Genomic DNA, 18,246 nt, shown 5'->3' with positions numbered 1-18,246 from the left:
GCCTGTGGCAGATTGAGGCGATCGCACGACGACGGCAGAAAGAGCGATCGGGCTAATTCTCTAAATTCCAACTCTAGAATCCTATGCTGTATTCCCCATTTAAGCGACTCAAATCCACCCACTCTAGGCTCACTCATGTTTTCCTAGCTTCCATTTCCCTGTTCCTGCTTGCCACTATCCCGCTATTAACTACTCCTGACTCTCTCTTGCCAGCGATCGCTCAAACTACCGATGCTCGTCAAGTAGAGGCCGATCGGCTCTTGCAGCAGGGCAGCCAACAATATCAGACTGGTCAATTAAGAGCAGCGCTGAATTCCTGGCAACAGGCACTGCCAATTTATCGCGCCCTCAAAAACCGCCGAATGGAAGGTCTAGCACTAGGGAATTTGGGAGCCGTTTACATCAATCTGGGCAACTCGGCCAAAGCCATTGAGTATTCACAGCAACATTTAGCGATCGCTCGCGAAATTAAAGACCGCGAAGGGGAAGGGGCAGCACTGGGCAATTTGGGAGTTGCTTACCGCTCTCTGGGCAACTGGGCCAAAGCCATTGAGTATACACAGCAATATTTAGCCATCCCCCGCGAAATTAAAAACCGCCCAATAGAAGGTTGGGCACTGGCCAATTTGGCAGGTGCTTACTACTCTCTGGGCAACTTGGCCAAAGCGATTGAGTATTCACAGCAAAGTTTAGCCATCGCCCGCTCCATTAAAGACCGCGACGCAGAAGTGGTAGCACTAAGCCGTTTGGGAATCGCTTACATCAATCTGGGCAACTATGGCAAAGCCATTGAGTATTTACAGCAACAGTTAGCCATCGCCCGCTCCATTAAAGACCGCCTTGCGGAAGATACGGCACTGGGCAATTTGGGAGCCACTTACCTCTATCTGGGCAACTCGGCCAAAGGGATTGAGTATTTACAGCAACAGTTAGCCATCGCCCGCGAAATTAAAAACCGCTACGGGGAAGGGCATACACTGGGCAATTTGGGAGTTGCTTACCGCTCTCTGGGCAACTGGGCCAAAGCCATTGAGTATTCACAGCAGCGGCTAGCCATAGCACGCGAAACTAAAGACCGCCTTGGGGAAGGGAATGCACTGGGCAATTTAGGAAATGTTTACCAATCTCTGGGAAACTATGCCAAAGGGATTGAGTATTTACAGCAGACTTTAGCGATCGCCCGCGAAATTAAAAACCGCCGAGTGGAAGGTCTAACACTGGGCAATTTGGGAGCCATTTACCTCGATCTGGGCAACTATGCCAAAGGCATTGAGTATGCACAGCAACAGTTAGCTATCGCCCGCGAAATTAAAGACCGCCAGGGGGAGGGTTTGGCGCTCAACAACCTCGGAGCGGCGTTCTTGAAAGCTGGCAACCTAACAGAAGCTGAGAAAATGCTCGTCAATGCCATTCAAGTTTGGGAATCGATGCGGCAAATGCTCGGCTCCAACGACGCGAATAAAGTCTCCATCTTTGAAAGACAAGCTGGCACCTATCGGACTTTACAACAAGTCCGGGTAGCTCAGAATAACCCGATCGCCGCCTTAGAAATTGCGGAACGGGGACGTGCTCGTGCCTTTGTCGATCTCCTGACACAACGCTTATCAACTGGTGATGCCAATCCGGTTATCGCCCCTGCTCCCGATCGAGAGCAAATCGGACAAATCGCGAAAGCACAGAACGCCACTTTGGTGCAGTATTCCATCATCTACGATGAGTTTCAGATTGAGGGCAAACAAGTAGGGCGAGAATCCGCGCTCTACATTTGGGTGATTCAACCTACCGGCGAGATCGCGTTCCGGCAGGTTGACCTCCAACCCCTTTGGCAAAAACACAACGCCTCCCTAAGAAGCTTGATCGTCGGCAATCAAGAATTCCTGGCCGTCCGCAGTCGCAGCAGTTTTGGCTCCACCCAACCCCAACCCAACTTACCGACACTGCATCAACTGCTGATCGATCCCATTGCCAGCCTCCTACCCAAAGACCCCAATGCCCACGTCATTTTCATTCCCCAAGACTCCCTGTTCCAGGTGCCCTTTCCCGCCCTGCAAGATGCCAGTGGCACTTACTTAATCGAAAAACACACGATTCTCACCGCCCCCTCGATTCAAGTATTGGATTTGACTCGACAACAACGACAGAAGTTAGCACAGAAGCCAGTCAACAGCAGCAGGGCTCTAGTATTGGGCAATCCAACTATGCCTAGTGTGTCTGCCTATCCGGGAGAGCCCAAACAGCAATTGTCTCCTCTACCTGGAGCCGAAGCTGAAGCTAGAGCGATCGCGCCTCTGCTCAATACTCAAGCGATCTTAGGCGCTCAAGGGACAAAAGCTGCGATCGTCCAAAAAATGCCGCAAGCATCGATTATTCACCTGGCAACCCATGGATTGCTGGATGATGTGCGGGGATTGGGAAGTGCGATCGCCCTGGCTCCTTCTGGCAGCGATGACGGCTTATTGACAGCAGAAGAGATTTTCGATATGAAACTGCAAGCAAACTTAGTCGTTTTGAGTGCTTGCAACACTGGAGAAGGGAGAATTACCGGGGATGGGGTAATTGGTTTGTCGCGCGCTTTGATTTCGGCAGGAGTGCCGAGTGTGATTGTTTCTTTATGGGCGGTTCCCGATGCGCCGACATCCGAATTGATGCAGTCGTTTTATCAAAATTTGCAAAATAATCCCGACAAAGCACAGGCATTGCGGCAAGCAATGTTAACTACGATGAAAACTCATCCAGGGCCGCGAAATTGGGCGGCATTTACTTTAATTGGGGAGGCAGAGTAAGGACGATCGCGACAAGCAGATTACAGAGTACGATCGGGGATACTGCTCCTATCGCGAAACAGGCGGCTGCAAAACTTTAGCATCCTTTGCTATTTCCGTTTCCTCCAAAACCTGCTCTAAAACCGGAGAAGGAATCGGCACTTCTTCAACTACCTGATGCTTTTCCAAAGTCAAGCGAGACTGCGACGAACCAGACAATCTTTTCAACAATTTCGGTGTCGGATCGTACAGCAAATAAATAATTCGATCGCCTGCTTGCCAAATCTGAGTCGCCGACACTACTTGCAAGTACCCTTGCCTTTCCAACAGCAGCGGCGCCAACTCCCCGGCTTGAACCAAAGCTTGCAAGTGAGCAATCTGAAACTGCAATCCCTCACTTTTTAACTCAGTTTCCCCCAATTTTACTTCGCCGTCGCTCAAATATTCGTTCCAATCCTTCAGCGACAAATCGGACACAAAAGCTTGATTGATTTTAGCCTGATTTGCAGGCGTATTTGCTTGCGGATCTTTGGGGAATATTGCCAAAACCCTCGGCGGCGCAAACTCTTCGGCCGCTCGCTGAGCTAACACTAAGTTTACCTCGCCGTTGTTAGTCATTGCCAAAAAAGTTCCCATCGATTCCAGTCCGGCTTCTTCTAACACGCTGTGGTCGAGAGCACTGCTCAAAAAGACCCGCAAACCTTCTCGTTCTGCTTGTTCACAAGCTTCCGGGTCGGTGTCAATAATTGCCACCGATTCTCCGCGTTCTTGAAACAAGCGAGCAATTAATCTGCTCAAAGGATTTGACCCCACAATTGCAGCACCGGTTGCCGATTTTGAGGTGATGCCCAACAGTTGAGCGATCCGTCCGGCCGTTAGTCCCTGGACGAAAACTGTCATAATAATTGTTAGGAAAACTAAGGCTTTAATCGAGTCGCCGCCGTTGATTCCCCGCTGGGTGAGCAAAATTGCAAATAAAGATGCGATCGACGCTGAGACAATTCCCCTAGGCGCTACCCAACAAACAAATAATTTTTGGCGCCAATTCAGTCCGCTGTTCCAAGTACACAGCCAAACATTTATCGGCCGCACTACCCACATTAAAGCTAAAACTGTAAACAAACTTCCCCAACCGAGGGCGACTACACTAGCGAGGGATAAATCGGCCGCCAGCAGCACGAACAGCATGGAAATAGCCAGGACTGTGAGTTGACCTTTAAACCTCCTCAGCAGCCTTTCTTCCGGCACAGCAGCGGCTCTGAGGACGATGCCGGAGAGGACTGTTGCCATCAGTCCCGATTCGCTGCGGATTTCTTCTGCTAAGCCGAAAAATCCCCACAAACCGGCTAAAACTACTAAGTTTTTGAGGTCTTCTGAGAGAAATTGCGATCGCTTGAGAATGAATCCCAGCAGCCAACCTCCCGCAACTCCGACGACTGCGCCAACGAAAAGCCGCACGATTAAATCTCGGAACAAAACCAGCAAATCAGGATTGCCGTTCAAAATAATATTCAGCACCAATACTGCCAGAATTGCCCCGACAGGATCGATTAAAACGCCTTCTGCTTCTAGCAAGGCGGCGACTTGTTTGTCAACGGATACTTGTTTGAGTAAAGGGCCGATTACTGTCGGGCCTGTGACGACTACTAGAGAAGCATACAAAAATGCGATCGGCCAGGGAAATTCCCCCAACCAGTGTGCGGCCATTCCGCCGCCAATTAGCGTAATTAAAGTGCCTACGGTAACTAAATTGCGGATGCTGCCGGAAACTTTGCCCAAGTCTCGCAATTCCAAATTCAAGCCGCCTTCAAACAGAATTAACGCTACGCAAAGCGATACCATAACTTCCAAACCGCTGCCCAGCAGATTCGGGTGCAGCACTCCCAAGCAGTCTGGGCCGGCTAAAATTCCAAACAACAGCAAAAAGACGATCGCCGGAACTTTCAGATAGGCGGCCAGAACTTGAGCGCTGATGCCACAGATGACGGTCATGACCATCAACTGGGTGATGTTAAAGGGGATTTCCATAGATATAATTGTTACAGGCTGCCCGCTTAGTTTTAAATGTTCGATCGCGGGTAATTGGAGTGCAGGCGCTATTTTCGGCGCAGCTTACAAACTCGGCACGGCCCTGCATTTTTCCCAATAAGATTAAAAAACCTTGATAGTCGCTATAACTTTATCAGATAATTCTCTTGGCGTCAAAGATGGCAGCAAGCTGTAGCTAAGCGAGATATTGTCTGTTATGTTCGAGAGTCTAATGGAGAGGCGGGGAGAGAGGGAGAGGATTTGACCAGTTTTGATGTGGAGCACTCTCAAATCTCAAATAGCAAGATTTGGCGGCTTTTCAATTACAGAGCGGTCAAACCCTCAGATTCATTTGTGGAGTCAATCTCCTATCTAAAAAACTCTAAAATCACAAGATTCATCTGTAGAGTCTCTCTAAAATCTAAAATCAATCATCGATTGGCATCCTGCCACCTGCGAAAAAACTCCGATAGAATTGCCGGCGAAATTCGCCCTTCCAGCCAATCTAAAGCCTGGTTTTGCTGGGGTGCGGCCCGATAAAATTTGCACGCATCAATCAGCCGAATCGGAGAATTAGTGACAATAGATTGAGAGCGCCATTTTTGTGCAAACTCGGTAATAATAGCCGGAGAAATTTGTTTTTGCAGCCAATCTAAAGCTTGGTCTTGTTGTGCTAAACCGCGATAAAATTTGCCCACATCTATCAATCGCAAATTACTGTCTTGAGGTAAGGGAGTTGCCCGCCATTTTTGAGCAAATTCCCCTAAAACAGAGGTAGGAACCTGACTTTGCAACCAAATTAAGGCAGTATCTTGGCTAGCCTTAGCTTGATAAGACGAAAATATCTGAGTCAGCCGCACGTCTGATATGGGAGTGGGAGTCGGAGTGGGAGTCGGCTGCGGGGCGGGTGTCGGCGCTGGAGGGGGGACAACTACTTTGGGAGATTTTCGCATCAAAGCGGCCCAGGTTTTGAGGGTTGCAATGCCATCTGGATTTAAACCTTGAGATTTCTGAAACGAGATGAGCGCCGCTGTGGTGGTGGCTCCAAATTTACCATCCATCGCGCCTTGATAAAAACCTTTAATTCTTAATTCCCTCTGGATGTCTGCAACTTTATAACTTAGGGCGCCTTCTCGGACGCTTTCAAAAATATTGGTGTCTACATTGCCCGAGATGCCGGACACGCTGCCGGTGTCGCTGTACTGCCAAAAAGTCCAAGTTTTCCAGCCGCCGGGAACCCAAGGTTCTTCAGCAGTGGTATAGTGAGCAATCCACAGTGGGTAATCGGCAAACCGTTTTGTCCCCAAGTTGTCCCAGAAACCGGGGTAGGTGTAGATAATCGGCCGCATCAAGGTGGCTTTTTCGACTGCTTGTAACCAAATTGCTGCTCGATCGCAGAATTCACCCACACTCAAACCGCCTGTAGTTTCCAAATCCAAGACTGCCGGCAAATCCCCCGGTTCGAGTTTTACAGTTTTCAAGAACAAATCTATTTGTCCTTGAATGCTGCTTGCAGGTCGAAAAAAGTGGTAAGCACCGCGTTGAATCCCCGCTGCTTTCATCGCCGCCCAATTGCGGGCGAAAGTTTGGGCCACTAACGTTGCACCCTCCGTCGCTTTGACAAAACTGAAGGCAATACCATCCCGGGCAACTGCTTGCCAATTGATATTGGGCTGGTAGTCGGAAACATCTATACCGCGAATACTCATATTACGAAGAGTTGAGAAAAGCTGGTTTGGTCTGAAGCAGCGACTCGATTAAGGGTACATTAAATTGTAATGCTAAGTCGCTAAGTGTTTTTTTTGCAGGGGAGATTGTGCAAATGAACTTCGATCGAATAGAGCCCGGCCCTGGTGAAGAGTCTGTTTGGGATTACCCGCGTCCCCCTCGCCTTGAGGAATCGACCAAACACGTACATATAATTTTTAATGGAGTGACGATCGCCGACACGCGCCGTCCTCAGCGGGTATTGGAGACAAGCCACCCTCCGGTTTACTATATCTGCCCCGAAGACATCAAAATGGAATATTTGCACAAAACTTTACAGGGTTCTTGGTGCGAGTGGAAGGGACAAGCCGGTTATTACACTGTAACGGTAGAGTCGAAAGAAGTAGTAAATGCGGCTTGGTTTTATCCCAATCCTAATCAGGTTTTTGCAGCTATTAAAGATTATGTGGCTTTTTATCCCAGCAAGATGGATGCCTGTTATGTGGACGGGGAATTAGTGCAATCTCAACCAGGGGATTTTTACGGCGGCTGGATTACCAAAGATATTGTCGGCCCGTTTAAGGGAGGGCCAGGAACTTGGGGGTGGTGAGGGAATGTAGAGTGTTGAGTTTTGAGTTTAAAACTGGGGCAGAAACCACGTTTTTTTTACGCCAAACCTTGTTACAAGCATCGACCCCTTTTTAACAACCAGGTTTCTTGAGTTTGTTTCCCGCGTAAATGAGTTAAGTAATGGCGCTCAAATCGTTTTTTACACCGCAAAAGTCAACCGTAAAAAATCAAGTAATAATTCAATAAATCTCTAATGTAGTAATGATGAATCAAGGGAATGCAGGCAGGGAATAAAGTCAGGCGTTAGTGTATTCCCTTAAATATTATAGAGTGTAATAAATACAGCCAATGGTACGAAACAAATACTAAGATAAGTTAATAGTTGAGACTAGCTTTGTTGCTGCTTTATTGTTTATTCGGATCTGCGCTGTGTCTGTTGAATTTCTCCCGCCATCTAACTCACCAGAAAAACTACCAAAAAATCTATCTTTAGAGTCTACTCTTAAGGATTTGGCTGTATTAAATTTTCAAGTTGAAGCTTCATCTCTAGCCAAAGAAGTAGCCCGGTTTTTTCAAGCTCACCCGCTGCTTCCGGGAGTTATCTTGACCGTAAATGGCGAATTTTTAGGGATGATATCGCGCAGGCGATTCATGGAACGCATGAGCCGCCCTTACGGACTAGATACATTTGCTGGCCGACCAATTATGGCTTTGTATCAAATAGCTCAAACTGATATTTTGATTTTACCAGGAGTAGCCTTAATTGTCGTGGCAGCTCAGCGAGCCATGCAGCGGCAGCCCGAACTGCTTTACGAGCCGATTGTTGTGCAGTTAGAACCTCAAGTTTACCGACTGTTAGACGTGCATCAAGTATTGGTAGCTTTATCCGAAATTCACCAACAAGCTACTGGGTATATTAGGCAACTGTATTACAATTTATCGGTAACACAAGCCGAGTTAGAAGCAGCTAATTCTCAATTACAATCAGCTAATTCCGAATTGTATCGCCTTGCGAACTCAGATGGGTTAACTCAGGTGGCGAACCGCCGCTGTTTTAACGACTACTTCGAGAAAAAATGGCAGGAATTGGGACAAGAAGCAGCAGAACTATCTTTAATTTTATGCGATATTGACTTTTTTAAACAATACAACGATACTTACGGACATCAAGCGGGAGACGCTTGTTTGCAACAGGTAGCGAAAACTATTGTTGAGGCTGTAAATTACTCAACAGGCGAAGTTTCGGGGGAGACTCTGGTAGCTCGTTACGGAGGCGAAGAATTTGCAGTGATTTTGCCTCGGACTTCACCTGAAATAGCTGTCTCGATTGCAGAGAAAATTCGACTGTGGATAAAAGAACTAGAAATAGAACACATTAATTCGGAGGTGTGTTCTTCCGTGACGCTGAGTATGGGGGTAGCGAGTACGGTTCCTCGATCGCGCGCAGCACAAAAAAACTTGATTGCAGCGGCAGACCGCGCACTTTATCAAGCTAAAGACCGAGGGCGCGATCGAGTGATTTTAGATGTTAGATGTTAGATTTTAGATTGGAAAAAGTGATCCACGGATAAATCCGTGGGCTTGTTTAATGGTTTCGATCAGAGATTGTCTGGCAAGTCGCCGATCGACCTGCCGATGCTAGCGAGCAATTTCTCCAAACCTTTCATCTGCTTAACGGTGAACGTGGGTACATTCTTTCCCAACTCCCAACCGCTGATGGTTTGCGACGAAACGCCAAGCTCTCGCGCCAAATCTTCCTGACTCATCTCCAGTTCTTCCCTGAGCTTCTTCAAATGCGACTCTTCATTTTCAGGTCGCGGAACGGGCTTTTTCGGCATAACTTCGATCGCAGATTTTTCCGATCAGATGCTTAAACATCTTACTTCCTTCCTCGGAGAAGATTATCTACTTGTGATTCTTCCTGACTCTTCCTTCGCGTCCTTCGCGGTTCAATCATACTAATTTTTCCGACCCGAAACAATTAATTAAACAACAAACAGATCGCGCAACCGTAAGGGGCGATCGCTTCTATTCTCATTTGAAATGTTATGGGGCGATCGTCCCGTGTCTACAAAGACTCGCACCAAGCACGCTCCGCCGTCCAGTGCCTGTCTGAAGATTCATAAATCCTCAACCCATCCAACCCGGCATTTTGGATCGTCTCCTCAACTTCATCCAACGTAAATGCTGCTTGCAGCGAATCGCTGAATAACTGTTTCTGATGCGCGTTGCAATCTCCCGCATAAAGCTTGACTAAATTATCCCTGATTTCCGGTGTTTCCGGCCGCAGCAAATCCCGCAAAAAAATTGCTCCCTGCGGCTTCAACACTCGTTTGACTTCCAGAAAAAAGGGCAGCGGATCGGGCAAATGGTGGATAATGCTGTTGGAAATAACCATGTCAAAATAATTGTCAGGGTAAGGCATTGCCTTAGCATCAATTAATTCGAGATTAATTTGCGATCGCGCGCCCGCCTTTTCCACATTTTCCGCCCCGACTTTCAGCATATTTGCCGACAAATCAATGCAAGTCAATTTCCATGCTGGCCGGAGTTGACAAAGAGCGATCGGAATTCTCGCCGTACCCGTCCCTGCATCCAAAACGTTTCCAAAAACCGGCCCCAAGGCCGCAGCACTCTGAGCAAAAGCAGCATTAACCTCAGCAAAGTCCATCGAATCGTATTCGATCGCCTCTTCCAAGGAATCCATCACTTCCGGTTCCAAAACTCGCTGCATAAAATTTATCTCGTTATCTGACATTTTCATATAGGGGTTCAGTTTCGCCTGCAAAAGCTCGACTAACTCCGGTTCCATATATTGGTAATTGTCCGGGATTTGCAGGCAAATAAGCTTCTTGCCTTCGAGACTTTCCGGGAATTTGCTGCGGAGTCGATCGCCATGCCTCTTCTCCATCACAAATATCAAATCCGCCCAGCCCAGCAAACCCTCAGTTACTCTAATTCTTGCACCTTTTTCGGTTCCCGCCGATCGCACGCTGTAGCCGCTAACATTCTCCCATATCTTCTCTGCAGTCAAACTCCTCCACTTATTCTGACTGCACACAAACAATATCTTGATTTTATCCATTCAGGCACAAATACCAAATGCTATGTTAATCGTGGCACGGGCGTCCCGCCTGTGCTTCCGAAGCGGTTAAAAATTTCCTTCTAAATTTCCCCCCGCTCTCACCTTCCATACCACAAATCATGTATTTTGTCAAATTGCCCCAAATCTCCGTTACAATTCTTAAACCCTCAAATGCGGATTTTGCATAAACAATTGTACTTATTACATTTGCAGAGTTCGTTAATTTGACGAGTTTAAAAGCTTTCAGCATCAAAAACTTAAATTAGTCATAATGCCCCTGGATTGTGAAAATCGTACCACAAGCCTCAAAGCAAGTAAATAGGTAAAATAATTGAGAATGAAGTCAATAATTTTCGTCATCTTTAGATTTTCTTAAGATTTCAGCCGTCAAAATAGATCGAACATTTAAAACTAAATCGACTTTTAGATTGTTTTTGCTTATTAAAGTAGTTGGAATTGCCCCGAAGACCGATCGACCCTCAAAAATAGATTACAGATGCTCGATCGCACAATGGCATCAAACCAAACTCGATCGAACCCTGCTAGAATGAGTAAAACGAAGTCGTTATGAGTTTAAGTAAATAGCAATGACCAACGAAACCGTAGAAAACCTAGTAATTATCGGCTCAGGGCCCGCAGGCTACACCGCAGCAATCTACGCCGGGAGGGCAAACCTGAAACCCGTAGTGTTTGAAGGCTACCAAGCGGGAGGCGTCCCCGGCGGTCAACTGATGACCACCACAGAAGTAGAAAACTTCCCCGGCTTTCCCGAAGGCATCACCGGGCCGGAACTCATGGATCGGATGAAAGCTCAAGCAGTGCGCTGGGGTGCCGAATTATACACAGAAGATGTAATTTCGGTAGATGTGACCAAGCGTCCGTTTACAGTGCGATCGGAAGACAGAGAAATTAAAACCCACACGATAGTAATCGCTACAGGCGCGACGGCGAAACGGCTGGGGCTGCCTAGCGAACACGTATTTTGGAGTCACGGCATTTCTGCCTGTGCGATTTGCGACGGCGCTACCCCACTTTTTAAGGGAGTAGATTTAGCTGTAATCGGCGCGGGCGATACCGCAGCGGAAGAATCTATTTATTTGACAAAATACGGCTCTCACGTACATATGCTGGTGCGGCGCGATCAAATGCGCGCCAGCAAAGCCATGCAAGACCGAGTGCTGAGCAATCCCAAAATTACCGTGCACTGGAACACCGAAGCAGTTGATATTTTGGGCGAAGCGGGCGGCAAAATGGACGGCGTGAGACTTAGAAATATCGTGACAGGCGCTGAGAGCGATTTGCTGGTGAAAGGATTGTTTTATGCGATCGGTCACACTCCCAACACTCAACTGTTCCAAGGTCAGTTAGAACTCGACGAAGTAGGCTATATCGTTACCAAACACGGTTCGGTAGAAACCAGCGTTGAGGGAGTTTACGCCGTCGGCGACGTGCAAGACCACGAGTTTCGCCAAGCCATCACCGCAGCCGGTAGCGGTTGTATGGGGGCGATGCTGGCAGAAAGGTGGCTGTCGTCCAATGGTTTAGCTCAGGAATTCCGCCAAACCGAGGAATCCGAGCAACCCGTCGCAGCGCCGGAAGCTCAAAAAGTACGCAAAACCAGCGCGAACTTTGATATCCAAGACACGCGCCACGAAGGAGGTTATGCTCTGCGGAAGTTGTTCCACGATAGCGATCGACTGATTGTGGTCAAATATGCCTCTCCGAGTTGCGGCCCTTGCCACAGCCTCAAGCCGATTTTGAACAAAGTAGTAGATGAGTTCGATGGCAAAATCCACTACGTGGAAATTGACATCGAAGAAGATCCAGAAATTGCTGAAAATGCTGGCGTGATTGGTACACCGACGATTCAGTATTTCAAAGACAAAGATATGGTGGCTGAGCTCAAGGGAGTTAAGCCGAAAAGCCAGTACCGCGAGTTAATTGCCAGTAATTTGTAGGAAGTCGATCGATTTTAGATTTCAGGTTCGGCAAGAGAGATTTAACCTAAACTCAACTTGCGTCCCACCTGCCAAAAACCCGGTTTCTCCCCTGCGCGCCAGTCCCGTGCAGGGGAGAAACCGGTTTTTTTTTAACCCTATCGCGCGAAAAAACCCGGTTTGTCGCGAGTGTTTGGCGAATGAGAAAGAGGATTTTGGAGTGTTCCGAGTTTTTTCGCCGGAGTGCTACTAAAATCGAAAAGTCTTATATAGGTCGATCGTCATTATGGCTCAAAGCCGCCTCCGACTGCCGCGATTTCTCAACAGTGCCTCGCCCTCAAGCCTGTCAATGAAAATGATGTGGGCAGGTTTGACAATAACTGCCGTGTTTGTATTGGTAGCCATCTTGTCTCCAGCTATGCAAGCTTGGGGATGGCTGCAAAATCCTACCGAGGCTTTGATTAACCCCATCCACGAACCGCCGTCGGCGAATTATTGGTTCGGTACTAGCCGCAGCGGCTACGATGTGTTTTCCCGCACGCTGTTTGCTTCTCGCGCGGCTTGGCAAGTGGTAATTTTAGCCACTGCTTTGAGTTTGTTTATCGGTGTGCCGCTGGGTTTGGTTAGCGGTTATTTGGGCGGTAAGCTCGATCGAGTGTTGTTATTTTTAATGGATACAATTTATACTTTGCCGGGGCTGCTGCTTTCTTTGACGCTAGCATTTGTAGTGGGAAAAGGAGTTTTGAATGCTGCGATCGCCCTGAGCATTTCCTACATCCCTCAATACTACCGCGTCGTCAGGAATCACACCGTCAGCGTCAAAACAGAATTGTTTGTCGAAGCCGCGCGAGCAATGGGTGCTGACACTTGGACAGTGCTTTCGCGCTACCTGTTTCTGAATGTGATTCAGAGCGTACCTGTGCTGTTTGCGCTCAACGCTGCCGATGCCATATTAACATTAGGAGGTTTGGGATTTCTCGGATTAGGACTTCCCGAAGCGACTCCCGAATGGGGACACGACTTGCGTTTAGCTTTAGATGCGCTACCTACTGGCATTTGGTGGACAGCTTTGTTTCCCGGTTTGGCGATGACTTTAATGGTGGTGGGACTGTCTTTGGTGGGGGAAGGATTAAACGAATTTGTGAACCCTCGCCTGCGGAATCAGCAGTAATTTGTTTCGCGGTTAAATTAAGTTCGCAGTCAGGACTTTAGTGCTTATTCACAAATATAAAAAAAACTGAAGTCCTGACTACAACAGGCGCTATAAAGAGATGGTAATATCTGCCAGATTAATTACTAAATCTTTCTCTCAAGAAGGTTAATTCTTTCTAGTAAACCTTCGTTGGGTTGTCAATATAGACACGGATCTGAAATTTTTCTTGATAGCTTCATCCCCTAAAGGTCAAGCCACATAATTTAAACCCGAGTAGAGGATAAAGCAAGGCTCTGTGCTTTCTGATGACACGCTGTAAATAATAACAAAATTTTGAGCATCGCACCAACGTCCTACCGTTCGATTGCTTTAAGTATCCTGGAGTTTAGGCCTTCTCTAACCATAGCAAGCACATCGCTAACTGGGTAAATTTTTCTTCCCTGGCAGAGTTATCGTCGGCCGACTGTTGCAGCAACGCCCGCTGTGGCTTTTGTTTCGTCTGCTTGAAATTAATCAAGACAATTCGGGAATGCTACCTAAAATTGATTGAGGGGCTTTATCGGATCTTCATACTGTCACGATATATTTAAAGGAATCATGAAGTTATACTTCCGGGAGATGGCAAATTGTGTTGTTTGTGAGTATGTGCGATCGCGCAAGTGCGAACCGAAAGCAAAAAAAAATAGAGAAATCCGCAGCCGAGAGTTGCGCGGCGCGTTAACTCTCAGTAGAATTTATCCTGGTGGTTTTGGCCACTGACGCGACAAACTCGTGTAGAACTGCTTAAATAAGAATGTGACGTTAAGAACTTAATGTGATTTAACATCAAAATTAAACCCAATTTCTGAGATTTGAGCTAACTTAACAATGAAAGCCCCTGTTGCATTACTCAACCCGCAACGCTTCATTGGGGGTCAGAGTCGGTCTCTAATCCAGAGTTGCCGGCTTAAAACTAAAGCTACGAGCTTTATTCAATCGCAGATTGCGTATGATTCAATTCAGGGAAACAGGGTAATGATGGGTGTATCTACACGGATTGTATTGGTTCCAATTTGGGCAACTCAAAAATTGTCTGCTAACTGTCTGGCCAACTACGCCGCAGCCGTTCACCCAGATATACGCAGAAAACAGCGCCGTTCGATCGTGCCAAAGTTTTTGCGGGCCGTTCTCAGGATTTAGCAGAGCCGGACATAAGTTAGTATTGTCAAGCTAAGCTGACAGAGTTTTCCTAGTTCTTGACCAACAATGGAAAACAACTTCCATTTTTTGTGAGAAAGGCTACAATCGGGAAGGTCTTTGCAAGATCCGATTCTCCCGGTTTGGTGCTTCAACCCTCTGCTGTTGCATTTGAGGCAGCAGACCAACATCCAAGGTGGCGAAAATTTGCCGCGCAACTGTCATGTCCGACAACCCGAGTAAAGCAAGGCGAATCAAAAGTTCGACACCTCGAATACAAAAGTTAGAGGGTTCCGTGCCGGAAAACTTGTACGGGTAAAAACTCGAAGTACCGAGTAAAAAAGCCAGTATTTTTGGAAGTGAGATCGATCGTAGTTCATGGTTTGCTTCTCTGGGCAAGGTATTGCAGATGATGTGGTAACTCGCTCCGAAAGAAAAAGCCGCCAGCTCAATTTAAGGCCGCGATGTTAAAATCTGCGATCGATTGAATGCGCTGCCTGCTTCAAACCCGAACTCGAACTTTGACTCATAAAACTGGTGCAGTTTCGGTAACAGATTCAGCTAGCAGACCGAAAATCCCACTATTTTTTCCTGCGGGAATGTCAATACTGGCTAACTTGTCTAAACTACAAACAGACACTATTCCACTGTTATTTATTCTTTAATTCAGGAGCATGAGGAAGACGGCATGATCCAGGCTAACACCGTACTCGAAACCACAATTACACCGGAAATGGAAACAATCGAGTTGCTTCGGGGCGCCGAAAGCGTTCTACCTGAGAGCGAGTTAGAACTCTTTATCGACGAAGAAGACGATCGAGAAGAATTCTTAGACTCTCAATCTGAGGAAGACCCTAAATCTGGCAAAGGCGCCAAAGCCCGCCGTCGGGCACAGGCAAAGAAAAAGCATTATACTGAAGACTCTATTCGTCTTTACCTGCAAGAAATCGGTCGGATTCGACTGCTGCGAGCGGACGAAGAGATTGAACTAGCGCGCAAGATTGCAGATTTGCTGGAATTAGAGCGAGTTCGAGAACAACTGCTCGAAGAGTATAACCGCGAACCCAAAGACAGCGAATGGGCAAATGCTGTAGATATGGCACTTCCTGCATTCCGTCACCGACTCCACGTCGGCCGTCGGGCAAAGGAAAAAATGGTGCAATCAAACCTGCGTTTGGTGGTGTCGATCGCCAAAAAATACATGAATCGCGGTTTGTCTTTCCAAGATTTGATTCAGGAAGGCTCTTTGGGTCTGATCCGGGCTGCTGAAAAATTCGATCACGAAAAAGGCTACAAGTTTTCTACCTACGCAACTTGGTGGATACGTCAAGCCATCACCCGGGCAATCGCCGACCAATCGCGCACTATCCGCCTGCCGGTTCACCTTTACGAAACCATTTCGCGGATCAAGAAAACTACCAAACTCCTGTCTCAGGAAATGGGTCGCAAGCCTACGGAAGAAGAAATTGCTACCCGCATGGAGATGACGATCGAGAAGTTGCGGTTCATTGCTAAGTCCGCACAGTTGCCCATCTCTTTAGAAACTCCGATCGGCAAAGAGGAAGACTCACGTCTGGGAGATTTTATTGAATCAGACGGGGAAACACCAGAAGATCAAGTCTCCAAAAACTTGCTCAGAGAAGACTTGGAAAGCGTTTTGGATACTCTCAGCCCCCGAGAACGGGATGTACTGCGGCTGCGTTACGGCTTAGATGATGGACGGATGAAGACCTTGGAGGAAATTGGTCAAATCTTTAACGTCACTCGTGAGCGGATTCGCCAAATCGAGGCTAAAGCCCTGCGGAAGTTGCGCCATCCCAACCGCAACAGCATCTTAAAAGAATATATCCGCTAGAGTAATTTGCTAGCATCACCCAAAAGAGTGATTCGCACTGTTGTTTTTGGGGGGGAGACCCCCCGCCCCGGTTTGAGCTATAGCTGTTAGATTTTGTGCTGCTAACTGCCCGGAGCAAGTGGCTATTTGCTGCCAAAATTGCGCTGCCAAAATTTAGGGAGTCCGTTACGGAACTCCCAAGCTTTGCAGTGTCACAAAAGTCTTAACTAGAAAATTACATCACGCCCCAAAAGTGAAGCAGGCCTTGACCGGAAACCAATTCGATGATGACAGCGGCAGAGAAACCAATCATCGCCAAACGACCGTTCCAATTTTCGGCTCCCTCGCTGAAGCCCCAGTTCCAAGCGTTGCGTTTTTGTTCTTGCATAGTGCGAACTCCTTTCGTTAACTTGTGTAAGGCTTATGTAAATAAATATAACATTCCTTGATACAAATGCAAGCTTGTGATTGGTGATATCTGTCACAACGGTCGATCGACCTTGATAATTTTACCTAACGAGGAAAAATAGCCAACTCGGTATCGGGGTCAAACAAGTGAATTTTGTCATGGGCGATGGCCAGCCAAAGCTCCTCGCCAACTCGGATCGATCGCTCAGGAGGAACCCGCACTTGCATTCGCACCGCCGGATCATCCGTCAAACAAACCCCCAAATAAGTTTCGTGTCCCAAAGCCTCTACAATTTCCACTTGTACCGAAAGATTTTTGGTAGCCGGAGGGTTAATACTCAGATGTTCCGGCCGAATTCCCAAAATTAGCCCTCGCCCGTCATATTGTTGTAGACTTTTTGCCCAAATATCGGGTAAAGTAAAGCGAAATTGCGGGTGAGAAATCAACAGCGGAGCACTAAATTCAACCGACAAAAAATTCATCGGCGGAGAACCGATAAACTCAGCAACAAACAAATTAGCCGGCTTGTTGTAAAGCTCTAGAGGTTGAGCTACTTGCTGAAGCTGACCTCTATTCATAATAGCAATTCGATCGCCCATTGTCATCGCCTCAGTTTGGTCGTGAGTCACATAAATAGTTGTAGTTCGCAACTGTCGCTGCAACTGCACAATTTGCGATCGAGTTTCCGCCCTCAATTTCGCATCAAGATTCGATAGCGGTTCGTCCATCAAAAAAACTTCAGGATTCCTAGCCATCGCCCTACCCAAAGCTACCCGCTGCTTTTGCCCTCCCGAAAGTTGTTTTGGCAAGCGATTTAAAAGAGATTCTATTTGCAATAATTCAGCTACCTCTCGCACTCGTTTTCCTACAGCCTTTTCCCGTTCCGACAAATAGCGCAAACCCGGAGGCAACTTGCGAGTAGCTCCTCCTAAAAAATCCTCAAACAAAGGGTAAATTAGAGGATTTTTAAAATAATTAGAAGCTAAATCATTAATAACTTCTTCTATCTTATTCCTAATTTTTTCTATCGTCGGGATGCTTCCTTCTTCTCCTTGTATCTTTTCCCTTATCCCTTCTACTTTCTTCCCTCTTCCTTCTTCCTTCTTCCCTCTTCCTTCTTCCCTCTTCCTTCTTCCTTCTTCCTTCTCCCTTTCCGAGCGGCGCAATCCAAAGGCGAGATTATCGTAAACTGTTAAGTGAGGATAGAGAGCATAATTTTGAAATACCATAGCGATATCTCGGTCTTTAGGAGGCAAATCGTTAACCAGCCGATCGCCCACCCAAATATTGCCGGCCGTCAAAACTTCCAAACCGGCGATCGATCGCAGCAAAGTGCTTTTTCCGCAGCCAGAAGGCCCCACCAACACCATGAATTCCCCGTCTTCGACCGTTAAGTTAATGCGCCGCAAAACGCTGTTAGACGAAGGGCGATCTGCCACAGGCGAGACACTTTCGGCGAGGGTGTTTGCTTCTTTTTCCTGTTCTCCTTGGCGGAGCGGAAAACTTTTGTAGATATTTTCTAATACAACTTGCGCCATTAAACAATTTTAGGTTTTAGATTTTATATTGGGCATGGGGTATGGGG

General features: G+C 47.2%; 14 protein-coding genes. 8 read left to right on the top strand and 6 right to left on the bottom strand.

Annotated features, from left to right (window positions below):
- Positions 1-83 precede the first annotated feature (83 nt).
- Positions 84-2,783: a CHAT domain-containing tetratricopeptide repeat protein gene (locus QUB14_RS14120; protein WP_333217596.1), complete on the top strand. Its 2,700-nt coding sequence runs from the start codon at positions 84-86 to the stop codon at positions 2,781-2,783.
- 48 nt (positions 2,784-2,831) lie between these two features.
- Here QUB14_RS14120 and QUB14_RS14115 read toward each other — a convergent pair whose 3' ends face one another.
- The gene (locus QUB14_RS14115) at positions 2,832-4,790 is read right to left on the bottom strand and encodes a cation:proton antiporter domain-containing protein (protein ID WP_333217595.1); all 1,959 of its coding nucleotides are present in this window, start codon (positions 4,788-4,790) and stop codon (positions 2,832-2,834) included.
- A gap of 431 nt (positions 4,791-5,221) precedes the next feature.
- Complete coding sequence (locus QUB14_RS14110) at positions 5,222-6,499, bottom strand: GH25 family lysozyme (RefSeq protein ID WP_333217594.1); 1,278 nt, start codon at positions 6,497-6,499, stop codon at positions 5,222-5,224.
- 113 nt (positions 6,500-6,612) lie between these two features.
- On the opposite strand from QUB14_RS14110, the gene QUB14_RS14105 reads away from it, so the two are divergent.
- Together QUB14_RS14105 and QUB14_RS14100 are read left to right on the top strand one after the other, a co-directional pair.
- Positions 6,613-7,107 carry a DUF427 domain-containing protein gene (locus tag QUB14_RS14105; protein WP_333217593.1) on the top strand — a complete coding sequence of 165 codons (495 nt, stop codon included), beginning with the start codon at positions 6,613-6,615 and terminating at the stop codon, positions 7,105-7,107.
- 389 nt (positions 7,108-7,496) lie between these two features.
- Complete coding sequence (locus QUB14_RS14100; protein ID WP_333217592.1) at positions 7,497-8,606, top strand: diguanylate cyclase; 1,110 nt, start codon at positions 7,497-7,499, stop codon at positions 8,604-8,606.
- A 59-nt stretch (positions 8,607-8,665) separates the two neighbouring features.
- Here the strand turns inward: QUB14_RS14100 and QUB14_RS14095 are convergent, their stop codons facing one another.
- Together QUB14_RS14095 and QUB14_RS14090 are read right to left on the bottom strand one after the other, a co-directional pair.
- Positions 8,666-8,905, bottom strand: coding sequence for a helix-turn-helix transcriptional regulator (locus QUB14_RS14095; protein WP_333217591.1), 240 nt, complete (start codon positions 8,903-8,905; stop codon positions 8,666-8,668).
- Between the two features lie 230 nt (positions 8,906-9,135).
- Positions 9,136-10,101 carry a methyltransferase domain-containing protein gene (locus QUB14_RS14090; protein WP_333217590.1) on the bottom strand — a complete coding sequence of 322 codons (966 nt, stop codon included), beginning with the start codon at positions 10,099-10,101 and terminating at the stop codon, positions 9,136-9,138.
- A gap of 638 nt (positions 10,102-10,739) precedes the next feature.
- Here QUB14_RS14090 and trxB point away from each other — a divergent pair.
- The 5 genes from trxB to rpoD all read left to right on the top strand — a co-directional run bounded on the left by trxB (position 10,740) and on the right by rpoD (position 16,273).
- Positions 10,740-12,110, top strand: a complete 1,371-nt coding sequence (trxB, locus tag QUB14_RS14085; protein WP_333217589.1) for a thioredoxin-disulfide reductase — start codon at positions 10,740-10,742, stop codon at positions 12,108-12,110.
- Positions 12,111-12,375: 265 nt separating this feature from the next.
- Positions 12,376-13,260: an ABC transporter permease gene (locus QUB14_RS14080; protein WP_190660478.1), complete on the top strand. Its 885-nt coding sequence runs from the start codon at positions 12,376-12,378 to the stop codon at positions 13,258-13,260.
- 579 nt (positions 13,261-13,839) lie between these two features.
- Positions 13,840-14,001 carry a hypothetical protein gene (locus QUB14_RS14075; RefSeq protein ID WP_333217588.1) on the top strand — a complete coding sequence of 54 codons (162 nt, stop codon included), beginning with the start codon at positions 13,840-13,842 and terminating at the stop codon, positions 13,999-14,001.
- Between the two features lie 255 nt (positions 14,002-14,256).
- The gene (locus QUB14_RS14070) at positions 14,257-14,421 is read left to right on the top strand and encodes a hypothetical protein (protein WP_223300711.1); all 165 of its coding nucleotides are present in this window, start codon (positions 14,257-14,259) and stop codon (positions 14,419-14,421) included.
- A 685-nt stretch (positions 14,422-15,106) separates the two neighbouring features.
- Complete coding sequence (gene rpoD, locus QUB14_RS14065; protein WP_190735350.1) at positions 15,107-16,273, top strand: RNA polymerase sigma factor RpoD; 1,167 nt, start codon at positions 15,107-15,109, stop codon at positions 16,271-16,273.
- A gap of 214 nt (positions 16,274-16,487) precedes the next feature.
- On the opposite strand, the gene QUB14_RS14060 is transcribed toward rpoD, so the two are convergent.
- Complete coding sequence (locus QUB14_RS14060) at positions 16,488-16,640, bottom strand: high light inducible protein (RefSeq protein ID WP_015179166.1); 153 nt, start codon at positions 16,638-16,640, stop codon at positions 16,488-16,490.
- A 125-nt stretch (positions 16,641-16,765) separates the two neighbouring features.
- Positions 16,766-18,199 (bottom strand): ATP-binding cassette domain-containing protein, encoded by a 1,434-nt coding sequence (locus QUB14_RS14055; protein ID WP_333217587.1) that lies wholly within the window; start codon positions 18,197-18,199, stop codon positions 16,766-16,768.
- Positions 18,200-18,246 lie beyond the last annotated feature (47 nt).

This window comes from Microcoleus sp. B3-D2 (assembly GCF_036705345.1).
Classification (GTDB): Bacteria; Cyanobacteriota; Cyanobacteriia; order Cyanobacteriales; family Microcoleaceae; genus Microcoleus.
Note: the sequence above shows the minus strand (reverse complement) of the source record. Positions and strands in the feature narration are given on the sequence as shown.

What these genes read in the sequence shown, in the direction of transcription:
- QUB14_RS14120 (WP_333217596.1), top strand. Translation starts at nt 84, where the DNA reads ATGCTGTATTCCCCATTTAAGCGACTCAAATCCACCCACTCTAGGCTC.
- QUB14_RS14115 (WP_333217595.1), bottom strand. Translation starts at nt 4,790, where the DNA reads ATGGAAATCCCCTTTAACATCACCCAGTTGATGGTCATGACCGTCATC.
- QUB14_RS14110 (WP_333217594.1), bottom strand. Translation starts at nt 6,499, where the DNA reads ATGAGTATTCGCGGTATAGATGTTTCCGACTACCAGCCCAATATCAAT.
- QUB14_RS14105 (WP_333217593.1), top strand. Translation starts at nt 6,613, where the DNA reads ATGAACTTCGATCGAATAGAGCCCGGCCCTGGTGAAGAGTCTGTTTGG.
- QUB14_RS14095 (WP_333217591.1), bottom strand. Translation starts at nt 8,905, where the DNA reads ATGCCGAAAAAGCCCGTTCCGCGACCTGAAAATGAAGAGTCGCATTTG.
- trxB (WP_333217589.1), top strand. Translation starts at nt 10,740, where the DNA reads ATGACCAACGAAACCGTAGAAAACCTAGTAATTATCGGCTCAGGGCCC.
- QUB14_RS14080 (WP_190660478.1), top strand. Translation starts at nt 12,376, where the DNA reads ATGGCTCAAAGCCGCCTCCGACTGCCGCGATTTCTCAACAGTGCCTCG.
- QUB14_RS14075 (WP_333217588.1), top strand. Translation starts at nt 13,840, where the DNA reads ATGAAGTTATACTTCCGGGAGATGGCAAATTGTGTTGTTTGTGAGTAT.
- QUB14_RS14070 (WP_223300711.1), top strand. Translation starts at nt 14,257, where the DNA reads ATGATGGGTGTATCTACACGGATTGTATTGGTTCCAATTTGGGCAACT.
- rpoD (WP_190735350.1), top strand. Translation starts at nt 15,107, where the DNA reads ATGATCCAGGCTAACACCGTACTCGAAACCACAATTACACCGGAAATG.
- QUB14_RS14060 (WP_015179166.1), bottom strand. Translation starts at nt 16,640, where the DNA reads ATGCAAGAACAAAAACGCAACGCTTGGAACTGGGGCTTCAGCGAGGGA.
- QUB14_RS14055 (WP_333217587.1), bottom strand. Translation starts at nt 18,199, where the DNA reads ATGGCGCAAGTTGTATTAGAAAATATCTACAAAAGTTTTCCGCTCCGC.